Genomic DNA, 21556 nt, shown 5'->3' with positions numbered 1-21556 from the left:
CCTGAAATTCTCATGGGATGTGCGGCCTTATTTGCTGTAAATATAGTTTTTGTAAATATAGCTGCGGTAAGCATCCGCAGGGGATCAGGGGCGTCTTCCAATGGCTTCACCCATCTTTACCTTGGTTTCGATATCCAGGGCGGTATTGCGCAGAATATCCTTGTCAACGGTGGCCTGTCCTGGTTCAAACAGCAGGATCACAGTGGATCCGCCAAAGGCAAAATACCCCTTTTCCTGACCGCGGAACACATCCAGTCTGGTATATGCCTTGTGATGGTTTACAATCTTTCCCACCATCATGGCTCCCACCTCCATCATCAGTACGGTTCCGAATCCACGGGATCTGAGCAGGGAATATTCCCTTGTATTCTCTTTGTACACAGGCCGGCATACGGCTGCTGCCGGATTTACTGTGTGCAGCACGCCGGGTATCCTCCGGTAGGAGGAGCGCAGACCGCTGTCAATATAGGCGTAGCGGTGATAATCGGATACGGTGAGACGAAAAACCAGGGCAGTGCCGCCCATATAGCGGGATGCCAGCTTATCATCCCTTAGAAGCTGGGACACCGTATAATCCGTATGTTTGATGGACAAATGCTGCTTTCGGCTGATGGGATATGCGCTGACCAGTCCGTCACAGGGACTGCAGAGTATGTCCGGGTCCTGGCTGAAGGGTCTGGCCGTCTCCTTCAGGGAACGGGTAAAAAAGGCATTAAAGGACCGGTATGCTCCACCGGCCGGAGTTTCACAGCCTCTCAGGGAAATGCCGGAGGATCGGACAAAAGGCCTGATCAAGAAAGTGGATAAGGGGGAATCCAGGAAATATCCTCCGATTCTGGATATGCAGGGATGGACCAGGGGCTTAAGGATCAGGCGCCCCGGAAGGCTGTTGTAAAGAGTCCTGAGCAGCTTATCCTGAGTGTTTTCCCTCCCATGGATATGTCCGGACCTGTCTGCGTATTTCATTGAACCACACCTTTCTTTTGATTGATATAAAGACAGGGGAATCATAGAAAGACTCCCCTAAAAAAAGTAAATCTTAGCCAGCGCCACCGCAACCAGGGCAATGAAAAATGAAAGCAGTTTCCATCCCGGTTTCCGCAGCTGGAAATTGATGATGAACAGTAGACCCACGGTCAGGATACAGATGTGCAGTTCCGACAGGAACCGGTGTCCAAGCAAGGGCCTTAGGGTACAGAACAGCGGAAGGATAATGGAGATGGATGTAATGGGAAGCCCCTGATAATACTTGCGGGCCTCGTCTGTCTCGTCCTGGCGGTGCTCCTCCATCACATTAAAAAATGCCAGCCGTATGACTCCGGCAGTGAGATAAAAGACCAGGATACAGACTCCGGCGATTCCCCTCATGCCCATGGAATAACATAGGATCATGGGAAAAGCCCCAAAACAGACAACATCGCACAGGGAGTCGATCTGGATACCGAAGCGTTTCTCATCCTCCGTGCGGTTGGGCTTGGTGCGGGCCACTTTGCCGTCAAACATGTCGCACAGGCCGGAAAAAGCCAGGCAGAACAATGCGTATTTGGCAAATCCCTGGACCGTAAGAATCATTCCCAAGGCAGCGCTTGCCAGCCCCATGTATGTCAAAACCACGGTGTAACTGTAAAAACCAATCATATCATAAACCCCAATCATTACTGCTTTTTCGCCCTTCTGTTTCATGGGCAATAGTACTATTATATCAGAAATCACAGAGGAAACAAGGAAAACAGGTGAGTTATTAATAAAATTTATAATAGTTTTATAAACGATTATAAGTAAATGTGATATACTAGCAATAGCGGCTGACGTCTGTCTTTTATATATGGATAAGGCGTACCGCAAGTAGATGAAGGAGGATGGGACTTATGAAATTAAAGACCCGTCTTGCAGTAGCATTTTTGACCATTACCATTGTACCCATGATGCTGTTTTACCTGATGGCGGTTGTGCTCAGCAATTATCAGGCAAAATCGTTTATTAAGGAGTATGACCTTTCGGAGCCCGTGGATTTCTTTTCCGGCAACTCCATGCAGATTTTCAACCGGCTGACCAAACGGTCCCAGGAGGATATCCGGAAAACCCTGGATAAGAATCCGGGGCTGTACAGTGATAAGGAGTATCTGGATACCATTAATGCGGAGCTGAAAAATCACTATGCCTATCTGGTGGTGATCAGAGAGGATGCCATTATCTATTGTGGGGATAATAATATTATGGAAGACGAGGCGCTGTGCGCGCAGCTTCCCCACTTTGGCGCCATGAAAAGTGAAACGGATGGCGGTATCTACCTGGACGGCGGCATCTATCTGGACGGAGAGAGCCAGCACCTGATCAAGCGGATGGACTTTGACTTCCCCGATGGGGAGGCGGGCAGTGCCTTTATTATCTCCAATGTGGATGACCTGGTGCCCGAGGTGAAGTCCATGCTGAGGGAGATGCTGATACTGGGCGCCATGATTTTGGTCATAGCAGGGATTGCCCTTACGCTGTGGGTGTACCGTTCCATTCTTAGCCCTCTTAACAAGCTTCAGGAAGCCACTAAGAAGATACGTGACGGCAACCTGGAATTCACATTGGAAGTGGATGCGGATGATGAGATCGGCCAGCTGTGCCAGGACTTTGAAGAGATGCGTATCAGGCTCAGGGAGAACGCGGATGAGAAGGTGCAGTATGACAAGGATAATAAGGAGCTGATCAGCAATATTTCCCATGACCTGAAAACGCCGATCACGGCCATCAAAGGGTATGTGGAAGGGATCATGGACGGCGTTGCATCTTCACCGGAAAGACTGGACAAATATATCCGGACCATTTACAATAAGGCTAATGATATGGACCGTCTCATAGATGAGCTGACCTTTTATTCCAAGATTGATACCAATAAGATCCCCTACACCTTTTCCAAGATCAATGTGGCCCGGTATTTTAAGGACTGCGTGGATGAGGTGGGATTGGATATGGAAGCCAGAGGGATCGAACTGGGATATTTTAATTATGTGGATGAGGATGTGGTGGTGATTGCTGACGCGGAACAGATGAAGCGCGTTATCAACAATATTATCAGCAACTCTGTGAAGTATCTGGATAAGAAAAAGGGTATTATTAATATCCGGATAAAGGACGTGGGGGATTTTATACAGGTGGAGATAGAGGATAATGGAAAGGGAATTGCAGCAAAGGATATTCCCAATATCTTTGACCGGTTTTACCGGACTGATTCCTCAAGAAATTCATCCCAGGGCGGAAGCGGTATTGGCCTGTCTATTGTGCGCAAGATCATAGAGGATCACGGGGGCCGTATATGGGCCACCAGCAAGGAAGGAATTGGCACGGAGATTCACTTTGTCCTAAGAAAATATCAGGAGGTTATACAGGATGAGCAAGATACTGATCGTGGAAGATGAGGAGAGCATAGCGGAGCTGGAAAAGGATTATCTTGAGCTTTCCGGGTTTGAGGTCGAAATTGAGAATGACGGGACCGAGGGACTTGACAAAGCCCTTAAGGAAGACTATGATCTGCTGATTCTGGACCTGATGCTTCCCGGCACGGACGGATTTGAAATCTGCAAACGGGTGCGGGAGGTAAAGAACACGCCAATTATCATGGTCTCAGCCAAAAAAGAGGATATTGACAAGATACGCGGCCTGGGCCTGGGCGCTGATGATTATATTACAAAGCCCTTCAGCCCCAGCGAGATGGTAGCCAGGGTTAAGGCCCATATGGCACGGTATGAAAGGCTGATCGGCAGCGGACAGCCGTCCAATGAGATGGTGGAAATCCGCGGTCTGAAGATTGACAAGACAGCGCGCAGGGTATGGATCAACGGCGAGGAAAAGACATTTACCACCAAGGAATTTGATCTGCTTACGTTCCTGGCCCAGAACCCCAACCATGTGTTTACTAAGGAAGAATTGTTCAGCAAGATTTGGGACATGGAATCCATCGGAGACATTGCTACTGTAACGGTGCATATTAAGAAAATAAGAGAAAAGATTGAGTTTAATACAGCCAAACCCCAGTATATTGAAACCATTTGGGGGGTTGGATACCGCTTTAAGGTGTAAACATTGTGTGGTATTTGATGTAAAATAAACGTAGCAAAGAAAGTAGTTAAGACCATGTGGTCACAAAGCGAAATCCCGTGTATGCCAGTATACGGGATTTTTTGCATACGCCGTCCAGACCGTCCGCCCGGAATCCTATGTTCCATCCCAAATATCCATAGGGTTCCATATATTCCGCCAACTGGTACATTTGCCCATTGGGAGGGGGAAACATTGTAAGCGCTTACATGGAAGCGGTAAGGACAGGGGGATATAAAAAGAAAGAAGAATAGGGCCTGATGCACAAAGTAGCGTACATTAAGGCCTGTATATTCGTATATGCGAATCGATAACGGATATGTGAAAATGACAGAAAATGAAAGTACTTACAGTGCCATTTTACTCTAAATTTAACAAATTTTCATGGAAAACCTCTTTACTCAAGAAATGTTTGTGATATAATGGACGAGGTGGACGGACATGGTAGAAGCATTTGTTCTGTCCAGAAAGAAAGACATATTTTTTAGAGAGTAGAAAGCCAGTCTACAAGAACATGAGGAGGAATTAACTTATGGCAAAATGGGTTTATAAGTTCCATGAAGGCAGCGCAGCAATGAGAAACCTTCTTGGCGGCAAGGGCTGCAACTTAGCAGAGATGACAAACCTGGGAATGCCCATTCCACAGGGATTTACAGTTACAACAGAGGCTTGTACCGAGTACTATAACTGCGGCAAGCAGATTTCCGATGAGATCCAGAATCAGATCTTTGAGGCCATCACATGGATGGAAAGCATCAACAACAAGAAGTTTGGCGATACAGAGGATCCGTTGCTGGTGTCTGTTCGTTCCGGTGCCCGTGCTTCCATGCCAGGTATGATGGATACCATCCTGAACCTGGGGTTAAATGACGTTGCTGTTGAGGGATTTGCAAAGAAGACCGGCAACCCAAGATTTGCGTATGATTCCTACCGCAGATTTATCCAGATGTATTCCGATGTTGTTATGGAAGTTCCAAAGTCCCACTTTGAGAAGATCATTGATGCGATGAAGGAAGCCAAGGGCGTACATTTTGACACAGAGCTGACAGCAGATGACCTGAAGGAACTGGCTGACAAGTTCAAGGCTGTTTACAAGGAAGCCATGAACGGTGAAGAGTTCCCACAGGATCCAAAAGAGCAGCTGATGGGCGCTGTTAAGGCCGTATTCCGTTCCTGGGACAACCCACGTGCCATTGTATACCGCCGTATGAACGATATCCCCGGCGATTGGGGTACTGCAGTTAACGTTCAGACCATGGTATTTGGTAATAAGGGCGAGACCTCCGGTACAGGTGTTGCGTTTACACGTAACCCATCCACCGGTGAGAAGGGGATCTACGGAGAGTACCTGATCAATGCACAGGGCGAGGACGTGGTTGCAGGCGTTCGTACACCACAGCCAATCTCCAAACTGGCAGAAGACCTTCCGGAGTGCTATGAGGAATTCATGAACCTGGCCATGAAGCTGGAGAATCATTTCCGCGACATGCAGGATATGGAGTTCACCATTGAGGAAGGCAAACTGTATTTCTTACAGACACGTAACGGCAAGAGGACTGCTCCGGCAGCGATCCAGATTGCCTGCGATTTAGTAGATGAGGGAATGATCACTCCTGAAGAAGCAGTGTGCAGGATCGAGGCCAAGTCCCTGGATCAGTTGCTGCATCCTACTTTTGTTCCGGAAGCCCTGAAGGCCGGCGAAGTGATCGGAAGCGCTCTTCCTGCATCTCCTGGTGCTGCAGCTGGTAAGGTATACTTTACAGCTGATGAAGCTAAGGATGCCGGCAAGGGCGGCAGAGGCGAGAGGGTTATCCTGGTTCGTCTGGAGACATCCCCTGAGGATATCGAGGGTATGCATGCTGCACAGGGTATCCTGACTGTACGCGGCGGTATGACAAGCCATGCAGCAGTAGTTGCACGTGGCATGGGAACCTGCTGTGTATCCGGCTGCGGCGAGATCAAGATTGATGAAGAGGCTAAGGTATTTGAACTTGGCGGATATACATTCCATGAGGGAGATTACATTTCCCTGGATGGTTCCACAGGAAAGATCTACAAAGGCGATATCGCTACACAGGAAGCAACTGTAAGCGGCAACTTTGAGAGGATCATGGAGTGGGCCGACAAGTTCAGAACACTGCGTGTCCGCACTAATGCAGATACTCCTGCAGATACACTGAACGCTGTTAAGCTGGGCGCTGAGGGCATCGGCCTTTGCCGTACCGAGCATATGTTCTTTGACGCGGAGAGGATTCCGAAGATCCGTAAGATGATCCTGTCCGAGACAGTTGAGCAGAGAGAAGAAGCATTGAATGAACTGATCCCATTCCAGAAGGGTGATTTCAAGGCAATGTTCAAGGCTCTGGAAGGCAGACCAATGACTGTACGTTACCTGGATCCGCCGCTGCATGAGTTTGTTCCTACCGATCCGGAGGACATCAAGGCTCTGGCAGAGGATATGGGAATGACAGTGGAAGCTGTTAAGGATAAGTGCGCTGATCTTCATGAGTTCAACCCAATGATGGGTCATCGTGGCTGCCGTCTGGCTGTTACCTACCCTGAGATCGCAAGAATGCAGACAAGAGCAATCATGGAAGCAGCGATCGAGGTTAAGGAAGAGTGCGGTTATGACATTGTTCCTGAGATTATGATCCCATTGGTTGGCGAGAAGAAAGAGCTTAAGTTTGTTAAGGATATCGTGATCGAGACAGCTGAACTGGTTAAGAAGGAAAAGAATTCCGACATCCAGTATCACATCGGCACCATGATCGAGATTCCAAGAGCAGCACTGACCGCTGATAAGATCGCCGAGGAGGCAGAGTTCTTCTCATTTGGAACCAACGACCTGACACAGATGACATTTGGCTTCTCACGTGATGATGCAGGCAAGTTCCTGGATTCCTACTACAAGGCTAAGATCTACGAGTCGGATCCATTTGCAAGACTGGATCAGGACGGCGTTGGACAGCTGGTTAAGATGGCAGTTGAGAAGGGACGCTCCACAAGAGCAGACCTTAAGTGCGGCATCTGCGGCGAGCACGGCGGAGATCCTTCATCCGTAGAGTTCTGCCACAAGATCGGCCTGAACTATGTCTCCTGCTCACCATTCCGCGTTCCCATTGCTCGTCTGGCAGCAGCTCAGGCGGCTCTGAACAACAAATAAGCGGCCGTTTGTCCGGTTGAAAAATATACTTGATTATTAAGAAGTGCCTGATATCATAAAATCGGCAAAAGAAATCATATGTCCATGCGGGCACAAATCGAAAACCCCAGAGCAGCAACGCTGGGGTTTTCTTTTGTCTTCAGCCATCGTCCTCGGCTTTTTTATTTCGTTTCCGGTATTCCCTTGGAGTACATTGAAAGAAGCGCCCAAACATCTGTGAAAAATTGCTGGAACTGTTAAACCCGCACTGTCCTGCGATCTCTGAAACGCTGCTGGCCGGACTGCGCAAAAGCATGGCCGCACCCTGGGTCACCCTGTACTTTAACAGATACTGCATGGGTGAATTCTGGATTACCCGTTTAAAGCACCGCAGGCATTCGCGCTCCCCAATGTCCGCGGCTCTGGCTATCTGGGACAGGTCCAGGTTTTCGTGAAAATGGTTTTCTATATAATCCAGCATTTTCTGCATGCGCAGACTGTCTGAGTCCAGTTCCGAATCCCCGGAGTCAATTTCCTTTTCATAGGCCCTGTACAGGTGGAAGATCAGATGGGACAATTTCTCCCTGACCACAAACTCATATCCCGGTGTTTCCGCGGATAATGCCTGAAATGCGGCTATAAACTCTTCCTTGGGGCTGATCTCATTTCCGGGTATGCGGTCAAAGGGGCAGCCGTCAAAGGAACAGCACTGGATCAGAGGGGCAATATACCTGGTTCCAAAAACAGAGTCCTCGCTCCCTGCCACCAAAAGAGGGTGAAACACAAGGGAGTGCAGGCTGCAGGCAGGCTCTGCTGCTGCAAAATGCAGGATGTTGGAATTGATCACAAAGCCTTCCCCCTGCTTTAGGTGAAAGGTTTTTCCGGGGATCTGCAATTTCAGTCCCCCGGATCCTACATATAGGATCTCCATCTCCGCATGCCAGTGCCAGGGAATCACGTCCTCTTCTTTGTGGGTATAGTCCGCAGCATAGCCGGCAATGGGAAATTCAGGCGTTCCATGAGGCTGAAGTTCCCTGTTGGCGCGGTTCAAATTCAGGATGCATTTTTGCAGTCCCATATAATCTCCTCCCTGATCTGCGATGATTAGTCGCTTTTCTTATATTATAGGTCGATTTTTCAGTTGAATCAAGTGAAGAAAGACGGTATTCTTTTGATGGATAAGAGAAAAATGCAGGAGGATGAAATGTTCCAATTATTGTTGGTTATTATTTATATTGCTTTTATCAGTCTGGGGCTTCCGGATGCCCTTCTTGGGTCGGCATGGCCCTCCATGTACAGGGAACTGCATGCAGGTGTGTCCTATGCCGGGATCATCAGCATGATCATTGCCGGCGGCACCATTGTGTCCAGCCTTTTCAGTGACAGTCTGATCAGAAAGCTGGGGACAGGGGCAGTGACGGCCATCAGTGTTGCCATGACTGCGGCTGCGCTCATGGGGTTTTCCGGTTCCCACACCTTTCTTCAGTTGTGTCTTTGGGGGATTCCCTATGGATTGGGAGCTGGAAGCGTGGATGCCGCCCTTAACAATTTTGTGGCCCTCCACTATGAATCGCGTCACATGAGCTGGCTCCATTGCTTCTGGGGGATTGGTGCAACAGCGGGTCCCTATATCATGGGGCTTTGCCTGATAAATGGATTAAAATGGAACCACGGTTACATGGCAGTGGGGGTAATCCAGATTGTTCTGGTGATCTGTCTGCTTATATCCCTCCCTTTGTGGAAAGTGAAAACAGACACAGGCAGAGGGATGAGCGAAGAACATAAAGGCATGAACCTAAAGGATGCTCTGAGGCTTCCCGGAGCCAGAGGGGTATTGACCGCATTTTTCTGCTATTGTGCCCTGGAGGCCACTACGGGTCTCTGGGCCAGCAGCTATATGGTGTTCTTTAAGGGGATTCCCGCTGATACGGCAGCTAAATGGACCTCGCTGTTTTACCTTGGCATCACGGCCGGCCGTCTGGCCAGTGGTTTTGTTACTGACAGGCTGGGAGACAAAACCATGGTGCGGATCGGTCAGCTGACCGTGTTCTCAGGGGTAGTGCTTCTGGCATTTCCTTTTGGTCATGGAGCGGCTTTGGCAGGACTGGTCCTTACAGGGCTGGGATGTGCGCCCATCTATCCCAGCATGCTGCATCAGACGCCGGACCATTTTGGGGCGGAGAACTCCCAATCCATCATGGGGCTTCAGATGGCCTGCGCATATATGGGCTCCACCTTTATGCCGCCTCTGTTTGGTCTGGGCGCTGAACTGATCAGCGTAAGGATATATCCTTTTTATTTAATGGTATTTGTATGTTTGATGATCATAATGACGGAAAGGGCGGGAAAGATTCATGCAGACAAACCGGATAGACTTACACATGCACAGCTTTTACAGTGATGACGGGGAGTGTTCTCCCCGGGAACTGGTGGGGAAATGCCTTGAGAGCGGTATAAAGGTTATGGCCATTGCGGACCACAACAGTGTCCGTGCAAATGAACAGGGAAAAGAAGCTGCAGGAGATGCGGGGATCACATATATCCCGGCAGTGGAGATCGACTGTACCTATGAGGGAGTCAATTTCCATGTGTTGGGATATGGGATCGATTATACCAGCCCTGATTTTGCTGGAATAGAGGACAACATTTCCCGTCAGGGGGCGGCGGCTTCCGTAAAGATGCTTCATGCAACCAGGGCGCTGGGATTTGAGGTGACCGGTGAGGAGATGGCTGCTTTGGCCGGGAACAATTATTGGAAAGACAGATGGACCGGGGAAATGTTTGCCGAAATTCTTCTGGATAAGACGGAGTACAAGGAGCACCCCATGCTCATGCCTTATCGTCAGGGCGGTGAACGGGGGGATAATCCGTATGTGAACTTTTACTGGGATTATTACTCCCAGGGAAAACCGTGTTATGTGGAGATGAGATACCCCGGACTAGGGCAGATTGTGGAGACGATCCACGGGAATGGCGGGTATGCGGTACTTGCCCATCCCGGTGTGAATTTAAAGGGACATGAGGAACTGTTAAGGCCCCTGATCGAAACAGGGCTGGACGGGATCGAGGCATTCAGCAGCTACCATTCCCGGGAACAGGCCCTGGATTTTTACAACCAGGCCAGGAACCACAACTTATTTTATACCTGTGGAAGCGATTACCATGGAAAGACAAAGCCATCGATTTATGTGGGGCAGCATGGATGTGTGATGCCCTATGAGGAAGTGCTTGGGCAGCTGGGCGGACTGTGTTAGTATCATAAATGAAATATGATATAAAGGCGGAGGTAAGATAACATGAAGAAGGTAAAGATAACTGTGCTGAAGACTACATTTGACCAGGAACTGGCAGATGAATATGGGGTTGAGGGCCTGTCTGCCTGTCCCATGATGAAGGAAGGCCAGGTCTTCTATGGGGATTATGCAAAACCGGAGGGCTTCTGTGATGAGGCGTGGAAAGCCATATACCAGTATGTGTTTGCCCTTTCCCATGGTTCCGGCAGGGAATTGTTCTATTACGGGGACTGGATCAGGAAGCCGGGGGTTGCGATCTGCAGCTGTAATGATGGGCTGCGCCCGGTTATTTTTAAGCTGGAGGCAACGGACCAGGAATCACAGATGGATTATGAGCCTGTGAGATAGAGCGTATCCGGGAATATAAATTGAATGAACATGTATGACAGCCATTGGCGATCAGATGCTTATGTATGGGCAGGAGATCACTAATGGCTGTTTTGGACTTGTGAAATGCCCCGGCGCATACAGGACAGGAATGACATATGTCACTCTTATAATGACGTATAACATCTAGGATTACCCGGGACTATTTCCTATAATAAAGACATGAAAAGGAGATATTCTGGGAAAGGGGAACGGGTATGGAGATTATAATGATATTACTTGTGTGGTTTGCAGCTCCTTTTGTGGAGCTGGGCATCATAATCGGACTGGCGGTGAAGATCAGCCATCAGAAGAAAAAAATAGAACAGCTCACAGAATGGCTGAAACAGCAGAGGTTTGCGGCTTTTGGCAGAGACGGGACTAACGGATGTGGGGAACAGGAAACGTGTAATGAGACCTTACAGCAGGTTCCCATACCCTCTTCCCGGACCGATCTGTGGACGGCGCCCGGGGGGAATGAAATACAGACGGCGGACCGGGAAGGATCTGCGGACCGGGAAGCACCCGCGGACCGAAAAGCACCCGCGGACCGAAAAGCCTTAGAACATAATGTGATAAATGCACGCAAGGAAAAACGCTGTAAGAGAAATGCGGCACCGGATTCCACATTTTATCAGGGAACGGCAGCGCTGGTGATCGGGGTCATTTTCGTGGTGTTGGCCGGATTGATCTTTGCTACCACGGCATGGCATATGCTTCCCAGCTTTTGCAAAGTTATAATGGCTTTTGGGTTTGCGGGCCTGTTCTTTGGGGCGAGCCTTTTGGCAGGAAGGGTTTTTAAAATCAAAAGGACAAGTCAGGCTTTTTACATACTGGGCAGCGTATTTTTATTCCTGACCGTGCTGACAGCAGGCTACTTTGGACTTTTGGGACCGGAGTTCATACTAAAAGGTGAGAACAGATGGCGGGTTCTGTGGGCTGGAAGCATTGTGACGGAAATGGCCATGTTTGCAGGGCTGAAGAATTTCCAGGACAGGATTTATACCCAGGCCTGCCTGTGGGGAATGACGGTGAGTATGACATTCCTGATGGGAGCATTGAAGCTGAGCTGCGGGGCATGTATCAATGCCATGGTATACTATTCCTTCCTTTTGGTTGCCTGGGATGCGATCCGCAGAAAGAGGACAAAAGGAGATAGGGGAAAACAGGGGGTAGATGGAACGGGCGTATCCCGGCCAATGATGGATGCAATGCTGGATGAGGGATTCCGCTTTTTTGTACCCCTCCATTTTTGGATATTCAGTGCGGCCATGGCGTTTCAGGCTGCTTTGGGATTCATGGGAACCTTCACAGGTCATATGGTTTTCTCACTGTTTCCAATCACTTTATGGAGTATGGTTGGCCTTGGAATGGCAGCAGCGGGTATTGCCATTATTGCCTTGAGGAACAGGACTCCCTTTATGCAGACTCTGCACAGTGTTTCACTGGCTGTGTTTTTCCAGTACGCAGGATTGGGCATGCCGGTGGATTTTACTTACCAGTTGCTGATCGGGGCGGTATTGACCGGAGTATGTTTTTTGGCTGAGAGGAAAATGGGCAGTCCGCTGGGCAATTTAAATGGAGAATGTATCTTTACAGCAGGTTTGGCGGTGGACACGGCACTCTTAATACGTATCTCCCTGTTTGCACAAAATGGGACGGGGGAGCAACTGGCAGCTTCTGCATCTATCATACTGCTGGCAGCGGTGGCAGCGGATTGGAGCAGAGGATATCCTTTGCTTCGCGGAGTTATTCCTTTTATCCTGTTTTTCCTCACTGTTACGGGAAGGACAGCGCTCATACGGTCCTTTGACCTTCCAATCAGATATGATGTGTGTCTGATGGCCTTTACAGCGGCTGTGTCGGTATGGGATGTGGTTAAAAGGGACAGGTTCCAAATATCCGTGCTGGTGATCGGAACAGGGGCGCAGGCGGCCTTTTGGATGATCGGTTGGGGACCGCTGCCGTTTTTTATCCTCCTGTCAGCATATCTGTTGGCTGTATCCTTACATCAGGAGGAGGAGATGAGGGAATGGTATTTAAAAGGAAGCTGTATCTATTCTCTGGCCGGTGTGTTCATTGTTGCAGGCAGCATGACAATAAACAGTGTATTGCAGATGATGTGGGTAACCGGAGTATTTGCAGCAGAGTATGCAGTTGTATATTACCAGTGCAGAAAATGGACAAATGGTAAATTTTGGGATACCACAGGGGTTATTGTATTGGCTATGACCATGGGTGCATTTTATATAAATCCGTATCTGGCACTTTGGAACCTGATTCCCTGTATGGCCAGTTTTGCGGTATTTTATATGATGTTTTACCGGAACGGCCGTATCTGGCCTCATCTGGCAGCGGCCCTGTCCGTGCTTCCCGTGCCTGTGATCGTGGCTGGACGGTATGATGTGACCGCAAACCAGCTGTATGCTTTTACAGCCCTGATTCCTCTGGCCACCGGAATCCTGTTCCGCTGTTACAGACCGGTCATAAGCAGGCGGGAGACTATCCCTGTTTCATGGGACGTGGACTGGTTCCATATCCTGGTTATTCTGATCATCCTGCCAGTGACATGGTCCCAGAACCGGGGATGGAGCTGTGCATATACGTTTCTGACAGCCTTGTACGTACTCCAATACACGTCCCTGAAGCAGTACAGGAAAGAGGCTTACACCCTGGCCCTGTGTCTGACGGTTCTGGCGTTCTGGAGACAGCCCTTTGTGGAGTGGCCTCAGGTCATATGGCTGGAGATACAGCTTTTGCCGGCAGTGATCCTTACCCGCCTTCTGTCTGTGATATGGAAGGGTGAAAAGTTCCTTCCATGGCTTCAGACCGCGCTTTACAGCCTGTGTCTGGCTGCGCTGGTTCTGGACGCGTTTCACACGGGAAATGTGGCAGATGCCCTGATCCTGGAAGCCATATGTCTGGCTGTCTTCCTGTGGGCCCATATTGGGAAATGCACCAGGTGGATCCGTATCTCAGGCATTATCATCATTACCGTGGCCCTGTATATGACAAAAGACTTCTGGCTCAGTCTCTCCTGGTGGATATACCTGCTGGCGGCCGGTCTTGGACTCATTCTGTTCGCAGCAGTCAATGAAATGAAAAAGCATTAATCTTTTGACACACTATCGTTATAAGGCTATAATCAAAGGGACAGACCAATCGTGTATGCAGACTGTGCACAGCGGCCTGTCCTGTTGTCTGCCTTTTTGCAGAGGGGATCATACCCAAGGAGGTTTGGAACATGTTGGATATCATGCTGAGGACCGCATATCTTTTAGCCATTGGCCTGTCTCTCTATACATCGGGATGGCTGATCATAAAGGCGGATAAAAACAAGACCACGGGAGCCCTGGCGGTATGCCAGTTCCTTATCATAATATGGTGCATTCCCCAATTGTTTTCTGCCCTTCCCATGAATCGGGGAATGAAGTACCTGGCTTATGTTATTTCCTATCTGGGCATTAGTTTTATTGGCCCTGCCTGGCTGGAATTTGCTTTTTTGTACAGTAAAAGGAAATTAAACCATTGGGCGGAGAGTCTTCTGTTTGGCATTTCCGCCGTGAATTATTCCATTCTTCTCACCAATGAATATCACCACCTGTTCTATATCATGTTTGAAGTGGAACAGGTGGTCTATGGCCCTGTGTTCTATATTCATATGGCATACACATACCTTTGCGTACTGGCTGGCATGGCGGTGGTACTAATGACGTTTAAAAAGAACCGGGTGGCATTGTCCCACATGGCAGTGATCCTTTTGTCGGCCGCAGTACCGCTTGGGTTTAACCTGCTCTACATGACTGGACTGGTCAGGAGCGGTTTTGACCTGACGCCCCCGGCATTTGCCCTGTCCAGCATCCTGATGCTGCTGGCCGTTTTCCGCTATGATTTTCTGGATGTGAATACCATGGCCTATGAACAGATCTTTGATACGATTTCAGAAGGGGTGGTGGTGTACAACCAAAGGGGGAAGATTACATACTGCAATGAAGCCGTGAAAACGTGGTTTGGATTGAGGACCGGCGATGAAGCAAAGGAGATGTGGAACATGCTAAAGGACAGGGGGATCCGGGTGGATGGAGAGCCGGGAACGGGCCTCCGTCACCCCGGCATATCGGACACCCAAGATCCCGTGGCAGGCAGCACGGTCCTTACCCTGGATGACGGGCATGAGAAACGGAAATTGGAAGTCAAACATTACAACTGCTGTGATAAAAAGGGGAAGATCGTGGCAGGAACTGTGATGTTCTCGGATGTGGGACGATATTATCAGCTTTTGGAGCAGGGAAGAGAGCTGGCAGTATCCAACCAGAAACTGGCTATTGAACAGGAACGCAACCGCATTGCACAGGAGGTACACGACACAGCCGGTCATACCCTGACCATGATCAATTCCCTGTTAAAGCTGATCCGTATCGATTACGAAAGCGGGGGCACGGGCGCTGGTACGGGAGAATATCTGTCTCAGGCCCAGGAATTGGCAGGAAGCGGTATCCGCCGGCTGCGCTGTTCCATTAACAATCTCAGGCAGGGAGAATCCTATGGACTGATCACACAGGGCGTCTACCAGCTGGCCGCAAGCGTAAAGGAGATCGAGGTGGAGGTGGAAATACAGGGCGAGGACAAACAGGAGTATTCTTATCTGTCGCCTGTTGTGTATGAATGCCTCCGGGAAGCGATCACCAATTGCCTCAAGTATGCAGAAGCCACCCATATGGATGTGATCCTCAAATTCAGCAGCAGTCTTAACTTCTATATATTTGACAACGGCCAGGGATGCAGCAGCATAGAGGAGGGAAATGGATTGAGCGGTATCCGCCGGAGGGTGGAACGGGCTGGGGGCAAGGTTAGAACCATATCCGGAATAGGGGAAGGTTTTCAGATTTATATCAATCTGCCCCTGCGGGATAGGGAGTCCGCGTAGCGGCAGAGAAAAGAGAGGGGGATTTTATGATAAAGGTAGTGATCGCTGATGATATCCAGATACTGAGACAGGGGCTTAAGGCGATCCTGGAGCAGGACAGTGACATTCAGGTGGCCGGATTGGCAGCGGACGGCAGGGAGGCATGGCAGCTATGCAGGAAGGTGAAGCCGGATGTGGTTCTGATGGATATGCGCATGCCCCAGTATGATGGAAGCTACGGAATTGCAAAGATCAAGGAGGAGTTTCCGGATATCAAGGTCCTGGTGCTCACCACTTTTGATGACAGGGAGACGGTGGACGCGGCTGTGTGCAGCGGGGCGGATGGGTACATCCTAAAGGAGATGGAGGACGATAAGGTTATCCAGTCCGTAAAAACAGTATGCGCCGGTATCCGGGTGTTTGGAGGAAGCGTATTTGAAGGCATGCGCCGACAGATGGCGCCCTCGGGTTTTAGGCCGGATCAGGCCATGGACCTTACGCCCAGGGAGCGGGATATCATGCGGCTTGTGGCCCAGGGCATGGACAACCGAGAGATCGCGGCAGAGCTTTTCCTGGCGGAGGGCACTGTGCGCAATAATATCTCCCGTCTCTTAGAAAAGCTGAAACTGAAGGACCGTACCCAGCTGGCTGTTTTTGCAGTGAAGAACAATCTGGATTAGACTGCGCTTCTATATACCATGAGCAGCGGTCAAAGCTATGGGCGGGATGATCCGTGATCTTAAAATCACTTTCATCTGGACTGTGTAAGGGGATTGTGGTAGAATAACGGCAATGACCAAGAATAAAGGCAGGGTACCCCAGATGAAATTTTTAGAAAAACATCCGTTGATAATGATCGTGATCGGAATAGCCGGTATCTCCTTATCGGCTATTTTTGTTAAATATTCCCAGGCGCCATCTGTTGTCACAGCCTTTTACAGGCTTGCGTGGACCGTTGTGCTTATGACTCCGGTGGTTTTGGGAAAAAAGGAATGCAGGCAGGAACTGATGGGGGCCAACAGAAGGACCGTACTGCTGTGCGCTGCCAGCGGTCTGTTCCTGGCCCTGCATTTCACCTCATGGTTTGAATCCCTGACCATGACCTCGGTGGCCAGCTCCACTGCAATTTCATGTACAGAGGTCATATGGGTGGCCATGGGATACGCACTCTTTTTAAAAGGAAAGGTTTCCCTGGCAGCGGTGGGAACGATTTTTGTGACCGTTGGCGGGAGCATGCTCATTGCGTTTTCCGATTATTCATCAGGAGGAGACCACCTGTTTGGGGATATCCTGGCCCTGGCAGCTGCCATATTCTGTTCCGTGTATACCCTGATCGGGCGTCAGGTCAGAGGCTATATGTCCACCACGATTTACACCTATATTGTATATGTGTTCTGCGCCCTGGCCCTGGGACTTGCCACTGCTGCCAGCGGGTTGGCGTTTACAGGGTACGGTATGCGTTCCGTGATGGTGGGATTCCTTCTCAGCGTATGCTCCACCCTGTTAGGGCACAGCATTTTCAGCTGGTGCCTTAAATTCCTCTCCCCCTCCTTTGTATCTGCTTCCAAGCTGTGTGAGCCTGCCGTGGCCGCTTTGTTTGCCCTTTTCCTTTTTAACGAAGTGCCAAAACCGCTTCAAATCATGGGGGGAGCGGTTACAATCGGGGGTGTTCTTCTTTATTCGCGGGTTGAGAAGAAAGAAAATGATAAAAAAAATTGTCAATAGTATGATAAATGCGCCGAAAACTGTGGTAATTATCTGGAAAAAATTATATAATAGTGATAATAAGATACAATGGTAATCTTCCCGGAAGATGATTTCGGGCAGCCGGAAGGAGGTATCACTATGAATGAGAAAAAAACTCATGAGAAAATATCTCATTTGAGGAGAATTCTGGATGACAGTACCTATACAGTGGCGCTCTGTGGCTCCGGTATGATGGAAGAGGGCGGTTTTATAGGCATTAAGAAGCAGGATAAAGCCTATGACATTGAGAACCGGTACGGTTATGGTGTGGAGGAGATGTATTCCAGCGCATTCTACAATACCCGTCCGGAACAGTTTTTTGAGTTTTACAAAAATGAAATGCTGCACAACGCACCCAGGGACACTCCCACCGGCCCGGCTTTGGCGGCCATGGAGCGGGACGGGAAACTTCAGTGCGTGATCGACAGCAACATTTACGACAGCCCCCGCAGGGGAGGCTGCCGCCAAGTGGTCAATCTCCACGGGAGCATTTATCAGAACCAGTGTCCCAGGTGTAAGAAAAAGTATCCTTTGTCCTATATCATGAACGCCAGGCGGGTCCCCATCTGTGAAACCTGTAATATCCCTGTAAGGCCCATGATATCCCTGGTGGGAGAGATGGTGGACAGCCAGAACATGACAAAGACCACGGAGGAGATCACTAAGGCAGATGTGTTGCTGCTCCTTGGAACAACCATGGCCTCCGAGGTATTCAGACAGTATATCAAGTATTTTACAGGAAGCCATATCGTGATCATACATAAGCAGGAGCACTATCTGGACAAAGAGGCGTCCCTTGTGATCCTGGATTATCCTATGAATGTGCTTCCAAAACTTGGATATGGGGAAAAAGCTTAGGATTTCCTTTCAATTTTATTACGTCAATTCCATTTTCTGGTTCATGTGGTATAATTGCCCCAGGCATAAAACCGTATAAGGAGAGCGTATATGAGGAATATCCGTAAACGTCTGGGGCTGGGGATACTGTCCCTGGCATTGTGGGCAGCAGCCCCTGTAAGCGCCATGGCTGGACAGGCAGGGCCGGGGGCGGTTTATCAACCGTCTGTGAACGGTATCAATATCTATGTAAGCAAAAAAGAAAACACAGTGACCCTGAGCCGTTACAGTGCTGTGATCGGTACATGGCCGGCTAAACTGGGCAGGGAATCGGCCACAGGGGACAAAGTGCAGCAGGGGGATGAGATCACCCCTTCAGGCAAGTTCTATGTGTGCACCATGAATGACAAAAGTCAGTATTATCTGGCATTGGGGTTGTCTTATCCAAATATTGAGGATGCTGAGAGAGGCCTTGCGGACGGTCTGATCAATCAGGAACAGTACCAGGCCATTGTGGACGCAAACAAGGCGGGAGAAAAGCCGCCCTGGGATACGCCTTTGGGCGGAGCCATTGAAATACATGGAGAACAGGGAGGCGGCACTGCGGGATGTATTGCCGTGACCAATGATGTTATGGATACGCTGTGGCAGTACTGTAACGTGGGAGTGCCGGTTACCATCGGTCCTTAATGGAGACAACAAACTAAAAGCTCCCGGATGTGACATGCCGGGGGCTTTTAATAGTATTGCGCTATAGGAAGCGGCTGATCGTTTGCTTTAGTTCCGCTATGTCCAGCGGCTTTGCGATATGGCTGTCCATTCCGGCTTCCCTGGCAGCCTGGATGTCCTCGGCAAAGGCATCGGCGGTCATGGCCAGGATCGGTACGGTGGCCGCGTCCTCCCGGGGAAGTTCCCGTATCAGCCGGGTTGCGGTATATCCGTCCATGACAGGCATCTGGATATCCATGAGGATGAGATCACAGGAATGAAGAGGAGAGTGGGAAAATGCTTCCACGCCCTGGGCGCCGTCACATGCCGCCTCTACCCTGGCGCCCACAGCGGTCAGCAGTTCCACTGCGATTTCACGGTTCAACTCGTTATCCTCCACCACCAGGATGGTGCTTCCCGTAAAATCATACCGGCGCTCCCTGTCTCTTTGGCCGGAAGCAGGATCACGCCCAAGGACATACCTGTTCAGTCCTCTCATGAGGGTGGAGGGAAACAGGGGCTTTGGCAGGAAGCCATTTACGCCTGCGGCAATTGCGGGCTCTTCAATTTCAGCCCAATCATAGGCGGAGACGATCAGGACCGGCACATCGCGGCTGACCTGTTCCCGGATCTTTTTCATGGTTTCCAGGCCATCCATTCCGGGCATTTTCCAATCCGCGATCACGGCGTCAAAGTCCCGGTTATGCCGGTGGGCCGTTATAGCCTGTTCCAGGGCTTCTTCACCGCTGGTGACACAGGTGGCATGGATTCCCAAGCCCTCCAGGAGATGAATCGTATATTCACACATAATGGTGTCATCATCTGCAACCAGGATCCTTAGCGGAGGAAATTCCCACTGCTCCATGGATTGGTCTTCAATGCGGAGAGGGAGGCTTACCGTGAACCTGGTTCCCTTTTCCCACTGGCTTTCAACAGTAATGGTTCCGCCCATTAATTCCACTATCTTTTGTGTGATGGCCATGCCAAGGCCGCTGCCTTCGGTTTTGTCCACCCGTCCGTCCCTTTCCCTTGTGAACGCGTCAAAAATATGATCCAGGAACTCCGGCTTCATACCGATTCCCGTGTCGGTGAAGGTAAATATCATCTGCGTTTCACCGCTGGTTTCCGAGGGGATCTCCTCTATATTTATTGTGATCCGTCCCTGGCTGGGAGTGAATTTGGAGGCATTGGACAGGATGTTAATGAGGATCTGCCGCAGACGGAGGGTGTCACAGGAAAATTGTTCGTGCACTATGTTCTTTAGCTGGATGGAAAAAAGCTGTTTGCGGGATTTTAGCATGGGTTGTACAATGGCGATCACATTTTCCATGACTTCGGGGAGATTCATGGAATCATACCGCAGGGCCATTTTTCCGCTTTCAATCTTGGACATGTCCAGAACATCGTTGATCAGGCCCAGCAGGTGCTGGCTGGACAGGGAGATCTTTTTCAAACAGCTGCCCACCTTTTCAGGGTCATTCAGGTGGGCAAAGGCGATCTCCGTCATCCCCACAATGGCGTTCATAGGAGTCCGTATGTCATGGGACATACTGGAAAGAAAGTCAGACTTGGCCCGGTTGGCCCGCTCGGCTTCCTTGAGGGCATTTTTTAACATCTCAGAGCGCTCTTCCAGCTGCTTTTGAAGTTCCTTCTGCTCGGTGATGTCTGTAATATCAATGTAGATGATAAGGTAAAACGGGCGGCCGTTCACCCAGTCGATACAGTCACCGTTGACCTGGAGCCACACACTGTTCCCCTCCTTATTACGGGCTTCCAGCGTAAAATGGACGGATCTGCCCGCTTGCATCAGGGGCAGGTTCTGTTCAAAGGTGAGTTTGTTTTTTTCCGTCATACAGTTGGACAGACCGCAGGAAAGGCTGTCACAGCCAAAAAATCCGCGGAATCGGTCATTGGCCTCCAGAAGCTGCAGGTCCCTGCCCTCCACCATGAATTTGGCCGCGAAGCCGGGAAGATTATTATAGGTAACCGACTGCTCCTTTTGAATACGCACCAGGTCGTCAATATTGGTAATACTGGTGTAGGCAACCTGACAGCCGTTTACATACTCATCCGCAAATGCTGTGGAAAATTTCACCCATATATACTGGCCGTCTTTCCGGCGAATACGTGATATCAGACTGTAGCCGCTTTGGTTGGTGTTCCTTGCCTCCACCACCGTGGCTGTCAGCCGCGCCCATTCTTCCGGATCTTCCCTGTAATAAAGGTCACACTGGTTATGGAAAATATCTTCATACTCGTCTTTTGACCAGCCGATCAGCTGATAATAAAAATCATTGGCCCAGATAACGGTGTAGTGTTCATCCAGCAGATGCTTGCTCACGCTGACACCTAACAGCCGCATCAGGGTGTTATATTCGTAATATGTGGATAAGGGTCCGCCGGGAGACCCTGCATAAGTGTCGTTTGCATGTTCATTCATAGTCTCATACTCCCACAACCTTGTTCATAAGT

Annotated in this window: 17 protein-coding genes; 12 read left to right on the top strand and 5 right to left on the bottom strand. The window is 49.8% G+C overall.

Annotation, left to right across the window (positions count from 1 at the left end; translation table 11 throughout):
• Positions 1–84: 84 nt before the first annotated feature.
• Positions 85–966 carry a phosphatidylserine decarboxylase gene (locus CLFS41_RS11535; RefSeq protein ID WP_045092355.1) on the bottom strand — a complete coding sequence of 294 codons (882 nt, stop codon included), beginning with the start codon at positions 964–966 and terminating at the stop codon, positions 85–87.
• A 57-nt stretch (positions 967–1023) separates the two neighbouring features.
• Complete coding sequence (locus tag CLFS41_RS11530) at positions 1024–1638, bottom strand: CDP-alcohol phosphatidyltransferase family protein (protein WP_040417158.1); 615 nt, start codon at positions 1636–1638, stop codon at positions 1024–1026.
• 230 nt (positions 1639–1868) lie between these two features.
• Here CLFS41_RS11530 and CLFS41_RS11525 point away from each other — a divergent pair, with 230 nt between their 5' ends.
• Positions 1869–3407 (top strand): HAMP domain-containing sensor histidine kinase, encoded by a 1539-nt coding sequence (locus CLFS41_RS11525; protein WP_045092354.1) that lies wholly within the window; start codon positions 1869–1871, stop codon positions 3405–3407.
• Entirely contained in the window at positions 3379–4068 is a 690-nt protein-coding gene (locus CLFS41_RS11520; RefSeq protein ID WP_007867519.1) for a response regulator transcription factor, read from the top strand. Before CLFS41_RS11525 ends, CLFS41_RS11520 begins: the two co-directional genes overlap by 29 nt.
• 46 nt (positions 4069–4114) lie before the next feature.
• Here the strand turns inward: CLFS41_RS11520 and CLFS41_RS31000 are convergent, their stop codons facing one another.
• Positions 4115–4237 carry a hypothetical protein gene (locus tag CLFS41_RS31000; protein WP_264470465.1) on the bottom strand — a complete coding sequence of 41 codons (123 nt, stop codon included), beginning with the start codon at positions 4235–4237 and terminating at the stop codon, positions 4115–4117.
• Positions 4238–4618: 381 nt separating this feature from the next.
• Between CLFS41_RS31000 and ppdK the strand changes: the two genes are divergently transcribed.
• Complete coding sequence (ppdK, locus tag CLFS41_RS11515) at positions 4619–7249, top strand: pyruvate, phosphate dikinase (RefSeq protein WP_007867518.1); 2631 nt, start codon at positions 4619–4621, stop codon at positions 7247–7249.
• A gap of 139 nt (positions 7250–7388) precedes the next feature.
• On the opposite strand, the gene CLFS41_RS11510 is transcribed toward ppdK, so the two are convergent.
• The gene (locus tag CLFS41_RS11510) at positions 7389–8306 is read right to left on the bottom strand and encodes an AraC family transcriptional regulator (RefSeq protein ID WP_007867515.1); all 918 of its coding nucleotides are present in this window, start codon (positions 8304–8306) and stop codon (positions 7389–7391) included.
• 126 nt (positions 8307–8432) lie between these two features.
• Between CLFS41_RS11510 and CLFS41_RS11505 the strand changes: the two genes are divergently transcribed.
• The 9 genes from CLFS41_RS11505 to CLFS41_RS11465 all read left to right on the top strand — a co-directional run bounded on the left by CLFS41_RS11505 (position 8433) and on the right by CLFS41_RS11465 (position 19066).
• The gene (locus tag CLFS41_RS11505; protein ID WP_045092353.1) at positions 8433–9629 is read left to right on the top strand and encodes an MFS transporter; all 1197 of its coding nucleotides are present in this window, start codon (positions 8433–8435) and stop codon (positions 9627–9629) included.
• Positions 9583–10482, top strand: coding sequence for a PHP domain-containing protein (locus CLFS41_RS11500; RefSeq protein WP_045092352.1), 900 nt, complete (start codon positions 9583–9585; stop codon positions 10480–10482). Before CLFS41_RS11505 ends, CLFS41_RS11500 begins: the two co-directional genes overlap by 47 nt.
• 42 nt (positions 10483–10524) lie before the next feature.
• A complete protein-coding gene (locus tag CLFS41_RS11495) occupies positions 10525–10869 on the top strand; it encodes a TIGR04076 family protein (protein WP_007867509.1) in 345 nt (114 codons plus the stop codon).
• A 236-nt stretch (positions 10870–11105) separates the two neighbouring features.
• Positions 11106–14000 carry a hypothetical protein gene (locus CLFS41_RS11490; protein ID WP_045092351.1) on the top strand — a complete coding sequence of 965 codons (2895 nt, stop codon included), beginning with the start codon at positions 11106–11108 and terminating at the stop codon, positions 13998–14000.
• Positions 14001–14131: 131 nt separating this feature from the next.
• Positions 14132–15814 (top strand): histidine kinase N-terminal 7TM domain-containing protein, encoded by a 1683-nt coding sequence (locus tag CLFS41_RS11485; protein ID WP_045092350.1) that lies wholly within the window; start codon positions 14132–14134, stop codon positions 15812–15814.
• Positions 15815–15840: 26 nt separating this feature from the next.
• Positions 15841–16473, top strand: a complete 633-nt coding sequence (locus tag CLFS41_RS11480; RefSeq protein ID WP_007867493.1) for a response regulator transcription factor — start codon at positions 15841–15843, stop codon at positions 16471–16473.
• 142 nt (positions 16474–16615) lie between these two features.
• A complete protein-coding gene (locus CLFS41_RS11475) occupies positions 16616–17518 on the top strand; it encodes a DMT family transporter (RefSeq protein ID WP_045092388.1) in 903 nt (300 codons plus the stop codon).
• Positions 17519–17638: 120 nt separating this feature from the next.
• Positions 17639–18397, top strand: a complete 759-nt coding sequence (locus CLFS41_RS11470) for a Sir2 family NAD-dependent protein deacetylase (RefSeq protein ID WP_007867490.1) — start codon at positions 17639–17641, stop codon at positions 18395–18397.
• A gap of 90 nt (positions 18398–18487) precedes the next feature.
• Positions 18488–19066 carry a L,D-transpeptidase gene (locus CLFS41_RS11465; protein WP_045092349.1) on the top strand — a complete coding sequence of 193 codons (579 nt, stop codon included), beginning with the start codon at positions 18488–18490 and terminating at the stop codon, positions 19064–19066.
• A 61-nt stretch (positions 19067–19127) separates the two neighbouring features.
• Here the strand turns inward: CLFS41_RS11465 and CLFS41_RS11460 are convergent, their stop codons facing one another.
• Positions 19128–21524: a PAS domain-containing hybrid sensor histidine kinase/response regulator gene (locus CLFS41_RS11460; RefSeq protein WP_007867483.1), complete on the bottom strand. Its 2397-nt coding sequence runs from the start codon at positions 21522–21524 to the stop codon at positions 19128–19130.
• Between the last annotated feature and the right edge of the window lie 32 nt (positions 21525–21556).

This window comes from Clostridium sp. FS41 (genome assembly GCF_000954015.1).
GTDB classification, from domain to species: Bacteria; Bacillota; Clostridia; order Lachnospirales; family Lachnospiraceae; genus Enterocloster; species Enterocloster citroniae.
This window is presented reverse-complemented; position numbering and strand designations above follow the sequence as displayed.